This window comes from Pseudomonas sp. URIL14HWK12:I6 (genome assembly GCF_000514195.1).
In the GTDB taxonomy this organism is placed as follows: Bacteria; Pseudomonadota; Gammaproteobacteria; order Pseudomonadales; family Pseudomonadaceae; genus Aquipseudomonas; species Aquipseudomonas putida_A.
Genome location: NZ_AZVL01000027.1, coordinates 13387 through 30561, shown reverse-complemented (window position 1 = coordinate 30561; position 17175 = coordinate 13387). Strand labels below are relative to the sequence as shown.

Genomic DNA, 17175 nt, shown 5'->3' with positions numbered 1-17175 from the left:
GAACAGTTCTCAAGGAACCGTTAGTGGCCTCTGTGTAAAGTTTGCGAAGTTTATACCCGTGAAGCTGAGCGCACAATGCGACAGACCCCAAGCAAAATCAAAGGTTTGCGTTAACACGCTGGTTTTATGACAGTTTCTCTGACGCGGTATCGAACGAACCCGCCGCAAAACCCGGGCCAACCCGGCACAATGCCGGGCCGCCCGTGATCGGATTACAACTCGGGCTCATCTGCCCCGCTGTAAATATCCGAGTCCTTGTACAAATCGTGCACGTGACGCACCAGCACCATGATCACCGCCGCCACCGGCAATGCCAGCAGCACTCCGGTAAAGCCGAACAGCTCGCCGCCGGCCAGGATCGCGAAGATCACCGCCACCGGATGCAGGCCGATCCGGTCGCCGACCAGCAGCGGCGTCAGCACCATGCCTTCCAGCGCCTGCCCGACCATGAACACCGCAACGATGCCGATCATCGGGTACAGGTCGCCACCGAACTGGAACAGCCCGGCAATCAGCGCCGCGCCAATACCGATCACAAAGCCCATGTACGGCACGATCGCCGCCAGGCCTGCGATCAGGCCGATCAACAGCCCCAGTTCCAGACCAACAATCATCAGACCCGCTGCGTAGATCACCCCCAGCGCCAGCATTACCAGCAACTGCCCGCGCACGAACGCACCGAGTACCTCGTGGCACTCACCGGCGAGCGAGACGATGGTTTCTTCACGATCACGCGGCAACAGGCTGCGGATCTTGGCCATCATCACGTCCCAGTCGCGCAGCAGATAAAAACTCACCACTGGAATCAGCACCAGATTCGCCAGCCAGCCGATCAGCGCCAGACTCGAGGCCGTCGCCTGACTCAGCACCACACCGACGATGTCAGTGGTCTGCCCCATGTGTTCGCTGATCGCCGCCTTGACCTTGTCGAACTTCCAGAAGCCGTCAGACAGGCCCAGCTTCGATTGCGCCCACGGCAGCGCCGTATGCTGCAGCCAGTCAAGCATTTGCGGCGCCAACTCATACAAACGCACCAACTGCTTGGCAAGCATGGGCACCAGCACCAACAGCAACGTGGTGACGATCAGAGTGAACAAGGCGAACACCGCGATCACACCCCAGGTTCGCGACAAACCGAGTTTCTCCAACCGATCCACCAGCGGATCGAACAGATACGCCAGCAGCAACGCCACCAGAAACGGCGTGAGGATCGGATGCAGCAACCAGACAAACGCGCAAAGCAGGACTACCCCACCGAGCCAGAACCAACGCCGCGTATCGGCCATTTACCACTCCCACTGCTTCTATATAAGGAAAGACTTACCAGCGAAACCGCAACGAAGGTGCTACCGGTGCAGGCGCTGGAGCCGCAACAGGCGCTGCACCTGCCACCGCTGGCTGCGGCGCTGCCACTGGCGTCGGTGCTTCGGCCGGCAACTCCTGCAACTTCGCCAACGACAACTGCGCGCGCAACTGATCGGCACTGCCGTTGACCCGATACACGATGCGATCACCATCGACACTTTGCAGACGCACACCAAACGGTTCGAGTAACCGCAGCAGTGTGGCGTAATGCTCAAGATTCATACCCTGCACTTCCAGGGTCTGTTGACCCGAAGCACCAGGCTTGGCGACAAATCGCGGCGCCAGACGCTCGGCCACCGCCAGCATCACCGCATCGGCCACGGCAGCCTGATCGGCGCCCTGTACGCTGCCGGCCTCTTTCTGATCGCCCAGCCACAGATGCCACTTGGCCTGCCACTGCCCGCCCTCTTCGTGCGCATGCACCGCCAGCAACGCATCCGCGCCGTAACGCTCCGAAGCGCCGCGCAATGGCGCGGGATCGGTGCCATCCAGCACTGGCGCGGTAGCCACCAGTTGCTCACTCAGATCCGCTAGCGGCAGACGCAGCGGCAAGCCGCGATGCTGAGCCGCAGAACGCAATGGTGCAGCCGCTGCCTGACCGTCGCCGACCAGGCTCGAACCTTCAGTCGAATCGTTCAGCCACCAGCTCAGAATCGACGGCCGACTCGCCCCCCACAACGACAGCCCGGCCCGGCGCAGCGCCTGCTCAGTGGTGGCCGGATCGAAATCGACCTTGAGCACCTCCGGCGGCCCGGCATCAAAACCGAACTGACTGATGATCTGCTGCGGATCCTTGCGAATCGCTGCCAGCCCGGGATTTTGCGGCGCCTTGGGGTCACCGGTCAGGCGCAACACCAGCGTATCGAGCGCCGCCTGCGTGGCGCGATCACGCTCTTCCGGCGCCTGGCTGCTGACTGGCTGGCGCACTTGATAGAGACCTTTGAGGTTTTCGGCATGACTCGCCAGGCTGACCAACGACAAACAACCCACAACCAACAATTTACAAAAACGCATGGAAAATTCCCGTCGACAGGAGCGGCTGGAACAGGCCGCGTGAACCGGTTAAGCAAGGCTGTGACAATCTGCCATCGCAAAACATTCACACGCTAGCGGTAAGTTTTTGCACAGTGATAACGATAGACGGTTAATCGGCACACCTTATACAGGCAGCCGCCCGGCACAATTGCAAAAAATTTCAGTCGATTATGCCCCTGCCCGTCGGCGCGAGGATGGCCGCTGCCCCTCAAGCCTGATAAAATCGCGCGCCTTCGCAGACCGGCAACAGCCGGGCACCCCGAAATTCGCGTAAGGCCATCGCCCTCTCGATTTCGATGTTCCCGCTGAACTCGGTCGTTACCCCTGAATCCCCTCCCCTAAAGGCCTGGATCATGAGCAAGCAACCCTCCCTGAGCTACAAGGACGCCGGTGTAGACATCGACGCCGGTGAAGCATTGGTCGAACGCATCAAGAGCGTCGCCAAGCGCACTGCGCGCCCGGAAGTCATGGGCGGCCTGGGCGGTTTCGGCGCCCTCTGCGAGATCCCGGCCGGCTACAAACAGCCGGTGCTGGTTTCCGGTACTGATGGCGTCGGCACCAAGCTGCGCCTGGCGCTGAACCTGAACAAGCACGACAGCATCGGCCAGGACCTGGTCGCCATGTGCGTCAACGATCTGGTGGTGTGCGGCGCAGAACCGCTGTTCTTCCTCGACTACTACGCCACCGGCAAGCTGAACGTCGACGTAGCTGCCACCGTGGTCACCGGTATCGGTGCAGGCTGCGAACTGGCTGGCTGCTCCCTGGTCGGCGGCGAAACCGCTGAAATGCCTGGCATGTACGAAGGCGAAGACTACGACCTGGCCGGCTTCTGCGTCGGCGTCGTGGAAAAAGCCGAAATCATCGACGGCTCGAAAGTCGCCACCGGTGACGCACTGATCGCCCTGCCATCGTCCGGCCCGCACTCCAACGGCTACTCGCTGATCCGCAAGATCATCGAAGTGTCGGGTGCCGACATTGAAACCGTTCAGCTCGACGGCAAGCCACTGACCGAACTGCTGATGGCCCCAACCCGCATCTACGTGAAGCCGCTGCTCAAGCTGATCAAAGACACCGGCGCGGTCAAAGCCATGGCCCACATCACTGGTGGCGGCCTGCTGGACAACATTCCGCGCGTTCTGCCAAAAGGCGCTCAGGCCGTGGTTGACGTGGCCAGCTGGACTCGCCCGGCGGTCTTCGACTGGCTGCAAGAGAAAGGCAACGTCGACGAGACCGAAATGCACCGCGTACTGAACTGCGGCGTGGGCATGGTGATCTGCGTGGCTCAGGAGCACGTTGAAGTGGCCCTGAACACCCTGCGTGACGCCGGCGAACAGCCTTGGGTCATCGGCCAGATCGCTGCCGCTGCCGAAGGCGCTGCCCAGGTTGATCTGCAGAACCTTAAGGCTCATTAATGTCCGCAACCTGTGATGTCGTGGTGCTGTTGTCCGGCACCGGCAGTAACTTGCAGGCTCTGATCGACAGCACGCGGACCGGCGACAGCCCGGTCCGCATCGCTGCGGTGATTTCCAACCGCGCCGACGCCTACGGCCTGCAACGCGCCAGTGACGCGGGTATCGCCACCCGCTCGCTGGATCACAAGGCTTTCGAAGGTCGCGAGGCCTTCGATGCTGCCCTGATCGAACTGATCGACGAATTCAAACCGAAACTCGTGGTACTGGCCGGCTTCATGCGCATTCTCAGCGCTGATTTCGTGCGTCACTACCAGGGTCGTCTGCTCAATATCCACCCGTCGCTGCTGCCCAAATACAAAGGGTTACACACTCATCAGCGCGCGCTCGAGGCCGGCGATGCCGAGCACGGCTGCTCCGTGCACTTCGTCACCGAGGAACTCGATGGTGGACCACTGGTCGTACAGGCAGTAATACCGGTAGAGTTGCACGACACGCCGCAGACACTTGCGCAGCGAGTGCATGTCCAGGAACACCTGATCTACCCGATGGCTGTACGCTGGTTTGCCGAAGGCCGACTGGCACTCGGTAAGCAAGGTGCTTTACTGGATGGCCAGTTACTCGCGGCCAGCGGCCACTTGATTCGACACTAGGAGATTTTATGCGTCGCGCCCTGCTCTTCGCTTGCGCTCTGCTCGCCCTGCCTTTCGCGCAGGCGGCAGACCTTCAACCGTTCTCCGCCAGCTACACCGCCGACTGGAAACAGTTGCCCATGAGCGGCACCGCCGAACGCAGCCTGACCAAGGAAGCCAACGGCGTCTGGAAACTCAGCTTCAAAGCGTCGATGATGATCGCCAGCCTGACCGAAGAAAGCACGCTGACCCTGGACAAGGACACCCTGCTGCCACAGTCCTACCACTTCGAACGTGGTGGTCTGGGCAAAGCAAAAAAGGCTGATCTGGACTTCGACTGGAACAGCAAGATGGTCACCGGCACTGACCGGGGCGACGCGGTGAAGATCCCGCTGAACCGTGGCATGGTCGACAAGTCGACCTATCAACTGGCGCTGCAGCACGACGTCGCCTCCGGCAAAAAGACCATGAGCTATCAGGTGGTCGACGACGGTGAAGTCGACACCTATGACTTCCGTGTATTGGGTGCCGAGAAAGTCGACACCAAGGCCGGCAAGATCGATGCAATCAAGGTCGAGCGCGTGCGTGACCCGACACAAAGCAAGCGCATCACTGTGCTGTGGTTCGCCAAGGATTGGGATTACCTGCTGGTCCGCCTGCAACAGGTTGAAACCGACGGCAAGGAGTACAACATCATGCTCCAGGACGGCACGGTCAACGGCAAAACCGTTAAAGGCAGCTGATCCGCCGCTGCACCGAAAAGCCCCGCAATTGCGGGGCTTTTTTATGCCTGCAGTTTTCGCGACGACACATATCCCCTGTGGGAGCGAGCCTGCTCGCGAAGGCGTCAGTTCAGCCGACTTGTTTATGGCTGATACACGGCTTTCGCGAGCAGGCTCGCTCCCACAGGGTTCAGCTCGATCTTCGAGGGTCAGATCAGACCGAAAATCTGGCCACCATATTGTTCAAATCCACCGCCAGCCGCGACAGCTCCTGGCTCGCCGCACTGGTCTGATTTGCCCCCGCCGACGTCTGCATCGCCAGATCGCGGATGTTCATCAGGTTGCGGTCCACCTCCCGCGCCACCGCTGCCTGCTCCTCCGAGGCGCTGGCGATCACCAGGTTGCGCTCGTCGATCAAGGTGAACGCCGAGGCAATTTCCTCCAGCGCCAAACCCGCAGCCTTGGCCAGTTCCAGAGTCGAATTGGCGCGGACGCTGCTCTGTTGCATCGAACTGACCGCCGAATCGGTGCCCTGCTGGATGCCACCGATCATCTGCTCGATTTCCTGGGTCGATTGCTGGGTGCGATGGGCCAGCGCCCGCACCTCATCGGCCACCACCGCGAAGCCACGCCCGGCATCCCCGGCCCGCGCCGCCTCAATCGCTGCGTTCAGTGCCAGCAGATTGGTCTGCTCGGCAATTGAGCGGATCACGTCGAGCACTTTGCTGATGCCGTGAACCTTCTGCGCCAGATCCTCGACCTGCGTTGCATTGGACGTGACGTCGTCAGCCAGGGACTGGATCGAAGTCACCGTCTGGTTGACCTGCTCGCGCCCATGCTGGGCAATCCGGTCAGACTCGCGCGACGCCTCGGAAGTCGCCACGGCGTTGCTCGCGACCTCTTCCACGGCAGCGGTCATCTGATTGACCGCCGTGGCGGCCTGCTCGATCTCCAGGCTTTGCTGGTGCAGCCCGCGCGTGGCGTCCTCGGTGACGCAACTCAGTTCCTCCGAGGCGGACGCCAACTGGCTGGACGACTCGGAAATCTGCCGGATGGTGTCGCGCAGATTGTGCTGCATGCTTTTCAGCGCCTGCAGCAGCCGCGCCGGTTCGTCCTTGCCGGAGATACTGATATCGCCCGTCAGGTCACCGCCGGCCACCACTTCCGCCACGCCGAGTGATTGCGCCAGCGGCAGGACGATGCTGCGGGTCAGCAGCAGCGCCAGACCGATGGTGATCAGCGCGGTAATGCCGATCATCACCCCGACCCACACCCGCGAATTGATGAAAACCAGGCGCGCGGCTTCGGTGGCAAGATTGGCGTTGTGCTTGTTCAGCTCGACCAGCTCCTTCAGGGTGACCGCCATGTCGTCGGCCAACGGGCTCATTTCACCGTTGAGAATCGCCGCCGCCTCCTCCACCCGATTCTGTGCGGACAACTGCATGACCTGCGCCTGAAACTCCAGGTACTTGTGCTCGGCGACCTTGAAGCGGTCGAACAACTTGCGCTCTTCGGGCAGCACGATCAACACGTCATAGCGTTGTTGCGCTTCGCTCAAGACACCGCGCAGGTCATTGAGCTTGGCGACATTCTGCGCCAGCGCCTGCGGGTCGCGATTGAGCAGCAGGCGCATGGTCAGCGCACGCAGGCGCAACATGTCCTGACTCATCTCGCCGACCGCCATCACGCTCGGCAGCCAGTTGTTGTCGACCTCATCAGACTGGGCGCGCATGTTCGACATTTGCAGCAGGGCGAACGCCCCCAGGGCAAACACCATCAGCGCCAACACACCAAAACCCAGGCCGGCTCGCGGCGCGATATTGAGACTACGGATGCTCATGACTCTGGTTCCTTCCAAAAGCGCTGCATCAACCCTGCAGCTGGTTGCTTTAGAAGGTATCGGCCCGGCGAAAATTTGCGTAAGACCAAAAGGTGATATCAAAAGGCCTTGATACTTCGAACCCTCGGCATTAACGATTCAGCGCGGTTTCCCGGACTTTGCCGCTGTTCGCGGCAATATCGCCAAGAAGTTATCCCGGGCGACCTTACGCGCAATTTCTTCAGGCAAGGCATCAAGGAACGGCGTGAAGCTGCGCATTTCCTGACCGAGCTTGGTGAAACGGCCTACAACATCCGAGCCGATCATGAACCGATCAGGGTATTTCTCGACCAAGGACAGCCATTCCGCACGCGGCTTGCCCTGCTCGTCCAACAGATACGGCGTGAGCATGCTCCACGACAGATCAATGAACAGATTCGGATAAGCCTCAAGCATCCGACTCACCGTCGGCAGGAGGAATTTCAGTTGCGTCTGGTGCCGATGAATTTCCGCGCTGGTGCCGGCGTGCGCCCAGATGAACCGGGTGTGCGGGTGATTACGCAGGGGTTCTTCGATTTCCTTCAAGTACAGCGGATTTTTCTCACGCTTGGAGGTGATGTTGGAATGCAGCATCACTGGCAGATCGTTTTCGGCAGCCAGGTGATAAATCCGCTTCATCGCCTCGTTATTGGCCCGTGGCGTGTCGCCGGCGGTCAACGCCGTCAAGTCATCATGGCGGGTGAACACTTCACCAATGCCCTGCCACAGCCCCGGATACAGATCGAGCATGCGCTGGATGTGCGCGGCGGAGTTCTTGTCATTGGGGTTGAAGCCCGACAGGAACGGATGAAAGTGCTGACGCTGCTCCGGAGTCAGCTTTTGCACGGCATCGGCAACGATCACGTCCGTGGCGCTGTACCAGTAGGCATCGGCATCATCGCCGGCGTAATAACGCGGACGCTTGGGTTCGTCCTCATGCCATTTCTTCGCCACGGGAATACCGGAAATCATCACATGGTCGATGGAATTGTCCTGCATGGCCGTGAGCAATTTCGCCATGCCGGCGGTTTCCTGGAAAAAATCCACGTAGTGCAAGTGCGCATCGCTGTAGGTGTAATCGCGGGCGCTGGCGCTACCGGCAAATGCCAGCAGGCAGGCAAGACTCAAACGAAACAAGGACACAAGTAATCTCCGGCAGGTAGGCATAGCCTAGACCCTGAGCCGATGACAAGGGTTCATCCTGCAGGAAAGTGGAACGCGGCTCTGTAGGAATGCTCTATAACTGCAAGGTCCTTTTTTGATCGCACGACTTTTTCCTACTGCCAGTGAGGTTGCCATGACTGTTACCGTCAATACCGTCTCCGCCGAAGGTTTTCGTCACACCGTACAGATCGATGACCACGAATTGTTTGCCGACGTGCCGAAGTCTGCCGGCGGCGAGGGCTCGGCCCCCGAGCCACACGACTACTTCGACGCCGCGCTCGGTGCCTGCAAGGCACTGACCCTGAAGATGTACGCAAAGAAGAAAGACATCCCGCTGACCGGCGTGGGTGTCGAGGTCAAACGCGACAACAGCGAAGAGCAAAAAGGCAAATACGCCCTGCACGTGACGCTTACCCTCAAGGGCGTCCTCACCGATGCCCAGCGTGAAGAACTGCTGCGCGTCGCCGATCGCTGCCCGATCCACAAACTGATGACCACCACCGACGTCAGCATCGAAACCCACGCCCCACAAGGCTTCGACAGCCAGTAATCACCCTCTTGCCAGCGGCGGGTTATGCTTCTGGCATCACCCGCTCAGCCTGGAATGCACCATGGATACGCAACCACTGATCATCCGCCCGCGCGCCGAAGACGTCGAAGGCCAGCCGATCCTGCGCCCGCTGCCGTCAGCCAAATGCCGTAGCGTCGGGCCTTTCGTGTTTTTCGACCACATGCTCGAAACGGTTTATCCGACGGGCAAAGGCATGAACATCCGACAGCATCCGCACATTGGTCTGTCGACCCTGACCTACCTCTTCGAAGGGCAGATCCAGCACAAGGACAGCCTTGGCTCCGATCAAGTGGTCAGCGCCGGCGATGTCAGCTGGATGACCGCCGGCAGTGCGATTGCCCATGTCGAGCGCACGCCCGAGCCGTTGTGGGCGCAAAGCTTCACGATGCACGGTTTGCAGATCTGGCTGGCTTCGCCCAAGGATCACGAGCAAGGTCCGGGACATTACAGCCATCACCCGGCGGCAACCTTGCCGGTCAGCGATAACCTTGGTGTGCAGATCCGGATGATCGCCGGGTCAGGCTTTTGCCTGGAATCGCCGGTGCCGGTGCTTTCTCCTACGCTGTACGCCGAAGTAAAGATGCAGACCGCGACCACTTTGCTGATCCCGACCGAGCACGCAGAGCGCGCGATTTATGTGCTGAGTGGCGATGCGCAGTTGAATGGCGAGCCCCTCGAACCCCATGCGCTGGCGGTGTTGCCGGCCGGGGAACAGATGAGCCTGTTTGCCGAAAGCGATGTACACGCGGTGGTGTTTGGCGGCGCAGCGCTGGACGGGCCACGGCGGATCAACTGGAACTTCGTCGCGAGCGATCCGGCGGCGATCGATGAGGCGCGGCGTAAGTGGGCGGCCGGGGATTGGCCGACGGTGCCGGGGGAAGTCGAGCGGATCGAACTGCCTTAGCTCTGTGTCGCCTGTTAGTCAGCCATCGCTGGCAAGCCAGCTCCCACAGGTTTAGTGCCGGACAAATATCCAGAAAACGAATCGAACACTGTGGGAGCTGGCTTGCCAGCGATGAAGCCAGATCAGGCACCGACCGAGTCAATACCTGACTGCACAATCAGTCTTTGAACACTTCTTCCAGCAAATCATGCATCGACTTGAACGCGCGCTTGGCAGTCTTCGCGTCGTACATCATCTTGCCCGGCACATTGGCATGTGGATCGGTGAACGAATGCACCGCACCGCCATAGCTGAGCAACTGCCAATCGACCTTCGCCGCGTTCATTTCTTCTTCGAACGCCGGCAATTGCTCTTTCGGCACCAATGGATCGGAAGCACCGTGCAACACCAACACTGAACCCTTGATGTTCTTGGCATCCGCCGGGTTCGGCGAATCCAGCGTGCCATGGAACGACACCGCAGCCTTCACTGGCGCACCGGTACGGGCCAGATCCAGCGCACAGCAACCACCAAAGCAGAAACCGAACACCGCAAGCTTCGATGTATCGACTGCCGCCTCACCCTGCTGCTGCAACTGCTCGAACGCTGCCTGCATGCGCTTGCGCAGCAGTGCGCGGTCGTTCTTCAGCGGCATCATCGCCGCGCCGGCCTCGTCAGCGTTCTGCGGACGTACTGCCTGGCCATACACGTCAGCAATCAACACCACGTAGCCCTTGGCCGCGACCGATTTGGCGATCTCTTCCGCCCCGGCGCTGACGCCCATCCAGTTCGGCGCCATCAGCAGGCCCGGGCGCGCGCCCTTGTGCTCGGCGTCGAACGCCAGACGACCTTCATAGGGCTGGCCATCCAGCTGATAGACCACGGAACGTACAGTAACTTGGCTCATTTCTGACTCCTGATTAGTTAAACACCAGAATGAAAAAACCCGCCGAAGCGGGTTTTTCTACATCGTGATTAGGCTGACAGCTCAACCAGCAGCTTGTTCAGACGGGTCACGTACGCGGCCGGGTCTTTCAAGCTTTCGCCAGCCGCCAGAGCGGCCTGATCGAAGAGGATGTGCGACAGGTCGCCAAAACGCCCTTCGTTCTGCTCGCCGTCGAGTTTCTCGATCAGCGGGTGGCTCGGGTTGAATTCGAAAATCGGCTTCGACTCCGGCACTTTCTGCCCGCTGGCTTCGAGGATCTGGCGCATTTGCAGGCCCAGGTCCTGTTCGCCGATGGCCAGAATGGCTGGCGAATCGGTCAGACGGTGAGAGACGCGAACCTCGGCAACGGAGTCGCCCAGCGCGGTTTTCAGGCGCTCGACCAGACCTTCTTTGGACTTGGCGACTTCTTCTGCAGCTTTCTTGTCCTCTTCCGAGTCCAGGTTGCCCAGATCAAGATCACCGCGTGCCACGTCGACAAAGGTCTTGCCGTCGAATTCGCTGAGGTAGCTCATCAGCCACTCGTCGATGCGATCGGTCAGCAGCAGCACTTCGATGCCTTTCTTGCGGAAGACTTCCAGGTGCGGGCTGTTCTTGACCTGCGCGTAGGTTTCGCCGGTGAGGTAGTAGATCTTGTCCTGACCTTCCTTGGCGCGCGCCAGGTAGTCAGCCAGACCGACAACTTGCTCGCCGTCGTCGCCTTGGGTCGATGCGAAACGCAGCAGACCGGCAATTTTTTCCTTGTTGGCGAAATCTTCTGCCGGGCCTTCTTTCATGACCTGACCGAAGTTTTTCCAGAAGCCCTTGTATTGCTCAGGCTCGTTCTTCGCCAGTTTTTCCAGCATGTCCAGCACGCGCTTGGTCAGCGCCGACTTCATCGAGTCGATGATCGGATCTTTCTGCAGGATTTCCCGCGACACGTTCAGCGACAGGTCGTTGGAATCGACCACGCCCTTGATGAAGCGCAGGTACAGCGGCAGGAACGACTCGGCCTGATCCATCACGAACACGCGCTGCACGTACAGCTTCAAGCCTTTCGGCGCTTCACGCTGGTACAGGTCGAACGGCGCGCGGGCCGGCACGTACAGCAGCGAGCTGTATTCGAGCTTGCCTTCGACCTTGTTGTGGCTCCAGGCCAGCGGGTTTTCGAAGTCGTGAGCGATGTGCTTGTAGAACTCCTGATATTCCTCGTCCTTCACTTCAGTGCGCGGACGGGTCCACAGGGCGCTGGCGCGGTTGACGGTTTCCCATTCAACGGCAGGCTGCTCTTCGCCTTCAGCGGCAGTGACTTCTTTCGGCAGCTCGATCGGCAGCGCGATATGGTCGGAGTATTTCTTGATGATGTTGCGCAGACGCCAGCCGTCGGCGAACTCGTCTTCAGCGGACTTCAGGTGCAGGACGATACGGGTGCCGCGCTCTGGCTTGTCGATGGTGGCGACTTCGAACTCGCCCTCGCCTTTCGACGACCAGTGCACGCCTTCGCTGGCAGGAGTGCCGGCGCGACGGGAATACACATCAACCTGGTCGGCAACGATGAACGCCGAGTAGAAGCCGACACCGAACTGGCCGATCAGGTGCGAATCTTTCTTCTGATCGCCCGAGAGATTCTTCATGAAATCGGCGGTGCCCGACTTGGCGATGGTCCCCAGGTGGGTGATCACATCGTCACGGTTCATGCCGATACCGTTGTCTTCGAGGGTGACGGTCTTGGCGTCCTTGTCGAAGCTCACACGGATTTTCAGTTCAGCGCCACCTTCGAGCAACTCAGGCTTGGCCAGGGCTTCGAAGCGCAGCTTGTCGACAGCGTCAGAGGCGTTCGAGATCAATTCGCGAAGGAAGATTTCCTTGTTGGAATACAGCGAATGGATCATGAGGTGCAGCAGCTGCTTTACCTCGGTCTGGAAGCCCAGGGTTTCCTTTTGAGTTTCCACACTCATGGTCATCAAACTCCAATCAGATGGCAGTGGCCGCGACCTTGAGGGTCGGCGGCGGGTTGTTCACTGAGTTGGGGGCAGCGTTCAGGATTTCAAGGGCTCATCAATTTTGAAATGTGCACGTGCGGTGGCAATCGGTTCGCTCTCGGTGCTTTGCCAGGCCGTGATGGCGACGTTGGCCACGCGCCGCCCCTGGCGACAGACCTGACATTTGGCCCAAGTGTCGCGAAACTGCCCGGCGCGCAGATAATCCAGAGAAAAGTCGATGATCTTCGGCACCCCGGGCGAACCGGTGAAGATCAGCAAATGTAACGCGGCCGCCAGCTCCATAAACCCGGCAATCACCCCGCCATGGATCGCCGGCAATAAAGGGTTACCAATGTTGTCCTTGTTCGCTGGCAGCTTGAACAGCAATTCATCGCCGACCCGGGAACATTCGACGCCGATCAGCCCGGCGTAAGGAATTATCCGCAACAACGGCGCGTAATCGCCCTGAGCGTGAGCCTGCAGCAGCTGTTGCTTCCAGTCATCGCTCATCGATTCTCTCCTTTGACCTTGCCGCCAAATCCCTGGGTGCCTTTCAGGTTTTTGCCCATGCGCATGAAAGTGCCGACGACATGGGCGATCGGCTGATTCGGGTCATCCTGATAAGCAAAGCCGCGAGCGAAGATCACATCGGTGGTGACCCGGTAACACTGGGCAAAGCCATAGACGTCCTTGTTCGGCTCGGCGGCGTGCATGTAGTCGATACGCAGGTCCAGGGTCGGGCAGACTTCGAACTCCGCCAGCACGCACAACGTGGACATGCCGCACGCGGTGTCCATCAGCGAGGTAATGGCGCCGCCGTGGATGACCCCGGTCTGTGGATTGCCGACGATTTGCGCGTTGTACGGCAACCTCACCGTCAGCCCTTCGCTGCTGGCGCTGTGTACCGTCAAACCGAGCACCTGACAATGGCGCAGAGCCGAAAGAAATCGTGTCGCGCGCTCAAAAACGGGGTTTTCAGCCATTTGATAATTACTCTCGTTAGAGCCTTTTGCCAGTAGTAGGAAATGCCGCAAAAGTTCCACTAAAAAACAAACTTATATATCTGAACGAAATGAGGAACTTAACCTTTGGCGCTGCGCTCTTAAGGCCAGTAGTTATTTTCCATAAGGAGAAACACCCCATGCGTAAGACTTTAGCTATTGCCTTGATGTTGACCGCTTCCCTCGGTCTCGCTGCCTGCGATAAAAAATCCGAGGACAAAGCTCAAGATGCAAACCAACATGCTGAGCAAGCTCAGCAAGACATGAACAAAGCTCAGGATAAAGTGAACGACGCAGCAAAAGAAAACGCCGAAGCTGCCAAAGCTCAGGCTGAATCGAATCAAGCTGCTCAGGAAGAAGCTGCCAAGAAGCAATAATTGCGACTTGATGCAGAAAAAAGGAAACCCGCCAAGTGCGGGTTTTCTTTTGCCTGTGATTTTTTGTCAGTCTTGGCTTAGAAGCTTTCTTAGAGCAATACGGTTCTAAAAGTCGGACTAATCATCAGCAACAAACTGCAGATCAGGCCGACCAGCCACACCAGGCTGCGCAGGGATGGCTTATCCGCCAGGTATAACCACACGTAAAGAATTCGCGCGATCACAAAGATGATCGCCAGCGCATCGATCAACCAGCCTTGGGTTTGCGTGGTGTGCGCCATCAGCACACCCACGGCGAACAGGATGAACGCTTCGATGCAGTTCTGGTGTGCCGCCAGCGCCCGCGCGCCATAGCCAGTGAGTTGCGCCTGCTGTTGGCGCGGTAGATAGTTGTTGTAACCACCCTGCTCTTTCATGGCTTTACCCACCGGCATGCGCGCGATGTAGATCAACAATGCACTGATAAACACACACCAGAACGGAATATTCATCAAGCGGCCTCTTTATTGGTTTCGGGCAATGGCGCCTCTGTAGGGGTATAGACCATCACATCGAGCACGTCGGAATGAAACTCGCGGCGGTACAACACGATGACCACCCCGGCACTCATCAACATGAACAGCCACGGGCTGACAAACCACGCCAGCATGCTCATGCCGAAGTAATAAGAACGCAGACCGAAGTTGAACTGGTTCGCCGCCATCGAAATCACTCGCGCCGCCCGCAGTGCGAACGCCTTGCGCTCCTGCTCCGAGACCTGACGCTCACCGATCATCGGCGCGGAACCGACCAGCACCGCAGCAAAGTTGTACTGACGCATGCACCAGCTGAACGTGAAGAACGCATAGACGAACACCAGCGCCAGACAGAGCAACTTGATCTCCGACATGCCCTGCGATGCCTGCTGCACCATCGGGATATCCGCCAGCAACGACACGGCGCGCTCGGATGCACCGAGCACGGTGAGAATGCCGGCGAGGATGATCAGGGTGCTGGAGGCGAAGAACGAGGCGTTGCGCTCAAGATTGCCGATCACGCTGGCGTCGGCGATACGGTTGTCACGCAGGAGCATGCGGCGCATCCAGTCTTCGCGGTACAGGTGCAGCACACTGGCCAGACACGCGGTATCGCGGGCCTTCCACGACGCATAACGGGTGTAGCCGCCCCAGCAAATGACAAACCAGAGCGCGGCCAGCAGGTGGATCAGATTGGCTTGGATGAACGACATGCAATTCCCTGTGGAGTATGGATGCTACCTGTAGGAGCGAGCCTGCTCGCGAAAGCGGCGTATCACACAACATTGATGACGGCTGACACAACGCTTTCGCGAGCAGGCTCGCTCCCACATTAAGACCTCGGCAGTGCTTCGACGTTAGCTCGCGGAAAAAGACACTGCCAGACGCCCATAAAAAATGCCCCGTATCGATTGATACGGGGCATTTCTGTTTAAGCGCTGAAGACCCGCTTGTGGCGGGTCAGACAACGTCAGGCAACGGCTTCGCTGCGCTTGCCCAGCAGGCGATCGCAGACCACGGCGACCACCAGGGTCATCACGCATGGCACCAGCCACGCCAGACCCTGCTCGCTCAGCGGCAGGTGCGACAGCTGCGACGGCATCCAGTCAGCCAGACCGGCGCCCTTGAGCGCGTCGATGGTGCCGAACAGGAACGATACCAGCATGACCGGGCCGAGGATCCGCCCGTGTTCATGCCAGAAGTCCTTGCAGAAGCTCAGAGCTACCAGAACGATGCATGGCGGGTAGATCGCGGTCAGCACCGGGATCGAGAACGCGATCAGCTTGGTCAGGCCCAGGTTGGACACCAGCAGCGAAAACGCGGCCAGGATGATCACCAGGGTCTTGTAGGACAGTGGCAGCACGCGGCTGAAGTATTCGGCGCAGGCGCAGGTCAGACCGACCGCCGTCACCAGGCACGCCAGCGAGATCAGCACCGCGAGGAAACCGCTGCCCAGCGAACCGAAGGTGTGTTGCACGTAAGCATGCAGCACCGCCGCACCGTTGGTGGCACCAACCGCGACTTCATGGCTGCCGGAACCGAGGCGGAACAAGCTGATGTACACCAGCGCCAGACCGACACCGGCGATAAGGCCGGCAATGATCGCGTAACGAGTGATCAGCGCAGGCGACTCGACGCCACGGGAGCGGATCGCGTTGACGATGACGATGCCGAACACCAGCGCGCCGAGGGTATCCATGGTCAGGTAACCGTTGATGAAGCCCTGGGAGAACGGTGCCGCGACGTATTCCGGCGTGGCCTGACCGATATCCCCGGCCGGCAGGGCGAACGCGGCGATGCCGAGTACCGCCAGGGCGATGATTTTCAGCGGCGCGAGGAAACGCCCCACGGTATCGAGCAGACGGCCCGGATACAGCGAGATGAAGAACACCAGCAGGAAGTACACCGAGCTGTAGAGGAACAGCGCCAGCGGGCTTTCGCCGGTCAGCGGCGCCAGACCCACTTCGAACGACACGGTCGCGGTCCGCGGGGTGGCGAACAGCGGGCCGACCGCCAGGTAGCATGCCGCGGCGAGCACACCACCGGCGATCTTGCCGATCGGGCTGCTCAGCGCATCCATCGCACCACCGACCTTGGCCAGGGCGACGACGGTGACCACCGGCAGACCGACGGCCGTGATCAGGAAGCCCAGCGCCGCCATCCAGACATTAGGTCCGGACTGCAGGCCGACGATAGGCGGGAAAATGATGTTGCCGGCCCCGACGAACAGGGCAAATGTCATAAAGCCCAGTGCCAGGATGTCCTGACCTTTCAAAACTTTCATTAAGGAAATACCACACTACTGAATCGGAATTTAGAGGGGGATTTCCCTGTGGGGTTAGGGAAATGCTGTCAGTCCGTATAAGACTGACCCGTTTAGCGCGTTGCATACCTTGTGGGCGGCAGACGCAAAAATGGCTGCTAGCCTAACGAATTTGTCTGACAAACGCACTGTTTGAGGGCGAACTATCCGATACACGACGTGTCTGTGTCGCGTTTACGCATCTATTTTTCCTGCGGAGCACTCTGCAGGAAGACCCAGGACATGTAGCGAGGGGATTTATCCCCGATGGGGCGCGCAGCGGCCCCGATTGAGACCGTATGGTTTTTTCAGACTGAGCGCACTCACCGGCTTAGGGGGCCGCTTCGCAGCCCATCGGGGCGGTGCGACGTTTCGCTAAATCCCCTCACCACATATACCCGCTAAAACGCAGATGCCAGAAACAACAAAGGCCACCC

The 17175-nt window shown here is 59.5% G+C and carries 17 protein-coding genes; 6 read left to right on the top strand and 11 right to left on the bottom strand.

What is annotated here, in order from left to right; translation table 11 throughout:
* Nucleotides 1-212: 212 nt before the first annotated feature.
* Both H043_RS0124390 and H043_RS0124385 read right to left on the bottom strand, forming a co-directional pair.
* Entirely contained in the window at nucleotides 213-1286 is a 1074-nt protein-coding gene (locus H043_RS0124390) for an AI-2E family transporter (protein ID WP_027614053.1), read from the bottom strand.
* 34 nt (nucleotides 1287-1320) lie between these two features.
* Nucleotides 1321-2379 carry a DUF2066 domain-containing protein gene (locus tag H043_RS0124385; RefSeq protein WP_027614052.1) on the bottom strand — a complete coding sequence of 353 codons (1059 nt, stop codon included), beginning with the start codon at nucleotides 2377-2379 and terminating at the stop codon, nucleotides 1321-1323.
* A gap of 374 nt (nucleotides 2380-2753) precedes the next feature.
* Between H043_RS0124385 and purM the strand changes: the two genes are divergently transcribed.
* Genes purM through H043_RS0124365 form a run of 3 tightly spaced genes read left to right on the top strand, consistent with a single transcriptional unit; the run spans nucleotide 2754 to nucleotide 5184 of the window.
* A complete protein-coding gene (gene purM / locus H043_RS0124375) occupies nucleotides 2754-3812 on the top strand; it encodes a phosphoribosylformylglycinamidine cyclo-ligase (RefSeq protein ID WP_027614051.1) in 1059 nt (352 codons plus the stop codon).
* A complete protein-coding gene (gene purN, locus H043_RS0124370) occupies nucleotides 3812-4462 on the top strand; it encodes a phosphoribosylglycinamide formyltransferase (protein WP_027614050.1) in 651 nt (216 codons plus the stop codon). The genes purM and purN overlap by 1 nt, the downstream gene beginning before the upstream one ends.
* 8 nt (nucleotides 4463-4470) lie before the next feature.
* The gene (locus H043_RS0124365; protein WP_027614049.1) at nucleotides 4471-5184 is read left to right on the top strand and encodes a DUF3108 domain-containing protein; all 714 of its coding nucleotides are present in this window, start codon (nucleotides 4471-4473) and stop codon (nucleotides 5182-5184) included.
* Between the two features lie 193 nt (nucleotides 5185-5377).
* On the opposite strand, the gene H043_RS0124360 is transcribed toward H043_RS0124365, so the two are convergent.
* Together H043_RS0124360 and H043_RS0124355 are read right to left on the bottom strand one after the other, a co-directional pair.
* Nucleotides 5378-7003 carry a methyl-accepting chemotaxis protein gene (locus H043_RS0124360; protein WP_027614048.1) on the bottom strand — a complete coding sequence of 542 codons (1626 nt, stop codon included), beginning with the start codon at nucleotides 7001-7003 and terminating at the stop codon, nucleotides 5378-5380.
* A 138-nt stretch (nucleotides 7004-7141) separates the two neighbouring features.
* Nucleotides 7142-8164: an amidohydrolase family protein gene (locus tag H043_RS0124355; RefSeq protein ID WP_027614047.1), complete on the bottom strand. Its 1023-nt coding sequence runs from the start codon at nucleotides 8162-8164 to the stop codon at nucleotides 7142-7144.
* Between the two features lie 154 nt (nucleotides 8165-8318).
* Here H043_RS0124355 and H043_RS0124350 point away from each other — a divergent pair, with 154 nt between their 5' ends.
* Both H043_RS0124350 and H043_RS0124345 read left to right on the top strand, forming a co-directional pair.
* Entirely contained in the window at nucleotides 8319-8735 is a 417-nt protein-coding gene (locus H043_RS0124350; protein ID WP_027614046.1) for an OsmC family protein, read from the top strand.
* A gap of 61 nt (nucleotides 8736-8796) precedes the next feature.
* Nucleotides 8797-9660, top strand: a complete 864-nt coding sequence (locus H043_RS0124345; RefSeq protein WP_027614045.1) for a pirin family protein — start codon at nucleotides 8797-8799, stop codon at nucleotides 9658-9660.
* Between the two features lie 157 nt (nucleotides 9661-9817).
* Here the strand turns inward: H043_RS0124345 and H043_RS0124340 are convergent, their stop codons facing one another.
* The 4 genes from H043_RS0124340 to H043_RS0124325 form a co-directional block, all read right to left on the bottom strand.
* Nucleotides 9818-10546, bottom strand: coding sequence for a dienelactone hydrolase family protein (locus tag H043_RS0124340; protein ID WP_027614044.1), 729 nt, complete (start codon nucleotides 10544-10546; stop codon nucleotides 9818-9820).
* A 68-nt stretch (nucleotides 10547-10614) separates the two neighbouring features.
* Nucleotides 10615-12519, bottom strand: coding sequence for a molecular chaperone HtpG (gene htpG / locus H043_RS0124335; protein WP_027614043.1), 1905 nt, complete (start codon nucleotides 12517-12519; stop codon nucleotides 10615-10617).
* 81 nt (nucleotides 12520-12600) lie between these two features.
* Nucleotides 12601-13053, bottom strand: coding sequence for a PaaI family thioesterase (locus H043_RS0124330; RefSeq protein WP_027614042.1), 453 nt, complete (start codon nucleotides 13051-13053; stop codon nucleotides 12601-12603).
* Nucleotides 13050-13526, bottom strand: coding sequence for a PaaI family thioesterase (locus H043_RS0124325; RefSeq protein WP_027614041.1), 477 nt, complete (start codon nucleotides 13524-13526; stop codon nucleotides 13050-13052). Before H043_RS0124325 ends, H043_RS0124330 begins: the two co-directional genes overlap by 4 nt.
* A gap of 158 nt (nucleotides 13527-13684) precedes the next feature.
* Between H043_RS0124325 and H043_RS0124320 the strand changes: the two genes are divergently transcribed.
* Nucleotides 13685-13921 (top strand): hypothetical protein, encoded by a 237-nt coding sequence (locus H043_RS0124320; RefSeq protein ID WP_007962865.1) that lies wholly within the window; start codon nucleotides 13685-13687, stop codon nucleotides 13919-13921.
* Between the two features lie 89 nt (nucleotides 13922-14010).
* Here the strand turns inward: H043_RS0124320 and H043_RS0124315 are convergent, their stop codons facing one another.
* The 3 genes from H043_RS0124315 to brnQ form a co-directional block, all read right to left on the bottom strand.
* Nucleotides 14011-14412, bottom strand: a complete 402-nt coding sequence (locus H043_RS0124315) for an MAPEG family protein (RefSeq protein ID WP_027614040.1) — start codon at nucleotides 14410-14412, stop codon at nucleotides 14011-14013.
* Complete coding sequence (locus tag H043_RS0124310; RefSeq protein WP_027614039.1) at nucleotides 14412-15149, bottom strand: DUF599 domain-containing protein; 738 nt, start codon at nucleotides 15147-15149, stop codon at nucleotides 14412-14414. The genes H043_RS0124315 and H043_RS0124310 overlap by 1 nt, the downstream gene beginning before the upstream one ends.
* Before the next feature lie 257 nt (nucleotides 15150-15406).
* The gene (gene brnQ / locus H043_RS0124305; protein ID WP_027614038.1) at nucleotides 15407-16720 is read right to left on the bottom strand and encodes a branched-chain amino acid transport system II carrier protein; all 1314 of its coding nucleotides are present in this window, start codon (nucleotides 16718-16720) and stop codon (nucleotides 15407-15409) included.
* Nucleotides 16721-17175: the final 455 nt, after the last annotated feature.

Bases quoted from the DNA above. Each gene is read 5' to 3' on its own strand.
- H043_RS0124390 (WP_027614053.1), bottom strand. From the start codon at position 1,286: ATGGCCGATACGCGGCGTTGGTTCTGGCTCGGTGGGGTAGTCCTGCTT.
- H043_RS0124385 (WP_027614052.1), bottom strand. From the start codon at position 2,379: ATGCGTTTTTGTAAATTGTTGGTTGTGGGTTGTTTGTCGTTGGTCAGC.
- purM (WP_027614051.1), top strand. From the start codon at position 2,754: ATGAGCAAGCAACCCTCCCTGAGCTACAAGGACGCCGGTGTAGACATC.
- purN (WP_027614050.1), top strand. From the start codon at position 3,812: ATGTCCGCAACCTGTGATGTCGTGGTGCTGTTGTCCGGCACCGGCAGT.
- H043_RS0124365 (WP_027614049.1), top strand. From the start codon at position 4,471: ATGCGTCGCGCCCTGCTCTTCGCTTGCGCTCTGCTCGCCCTGCCTTTC.
- H043_RS0124360 (WP_027614048.1), bottom strand. From the start codon at position 7,003: ATGAGCATCCGTAGTCTCAATATCGCGCCGCGAGCCGGCCTGGGTTTT.
- H043_RS0124350 (WP_027614046.1), top strand. From the start codon at position 8,319: ATGACTGTTACCGTCAATACCGTCTCCGCCGAAGGTTTTCGTCACACC.
- H043_RS0124345 (WP_027614045.1), top strand. From the start codon at position 8,797: ATGGATACGCAACCACTGATCATCCGCCCGCGCGCCGAAGACGTCGAA.
- H043_RS0124340 (WP_027614044.1), bottom strand. From the start codon at position 10,546: ATGAGCCAAGTTACTGTACGTTCCGTGGTCTATCAGCTGGATGGCCAG.
- htpG (WP_027614043.1), bottom strand. From the start codon at position 12,519: ATGAGTGTGGAAACTCAAAAGGAAACCCTGGGCTTCCAGACCGAGGTA.
- H043_RS0124330 (WP_027614042.1), bottom strand. From the start codon at position 13,053: ATGAGCGATGACTGGAAGCAACAGCTGCTGCAGGCTCACGCTCAGGGC.
- H043_RS0124325 (WP_027614041.1), bottom strand. From the start codon at position 13,526: ATGGCTGAAAACCCCGTTTTTGAGCGCGCGACACGATTTCTTTCGGCT.
- H043_RS0124320 (WP_007962865.1), top strand. From the start codon at position 13,685: ATGCGTAAGACTTTAGCTATTGCCTTGATGTTGACCGCTTCCCTCGGT.
- H043_RS0124315 (WP_027614040.1), bottom strand. From the start codon at position 14,412: ATGAATATTCCGTTCTGGTGTGTGTTTATCAGTGCATTGTTGATCTAC.
- H043_RS0124310 (WP_027614039.1), bottom strand. From the start codon at position 15,149: ATGTCGTTCATCCAAGCCAATCTGATCCACCTGCTGGCCGCGCTCTGG.
- brnQ (WP_027614038.1), bottom strand. From the start codon at position 16,720: ATGAAAGTTTTGAAAGGTCAGGACATCCTGGCACTGGGCTTTATGACA.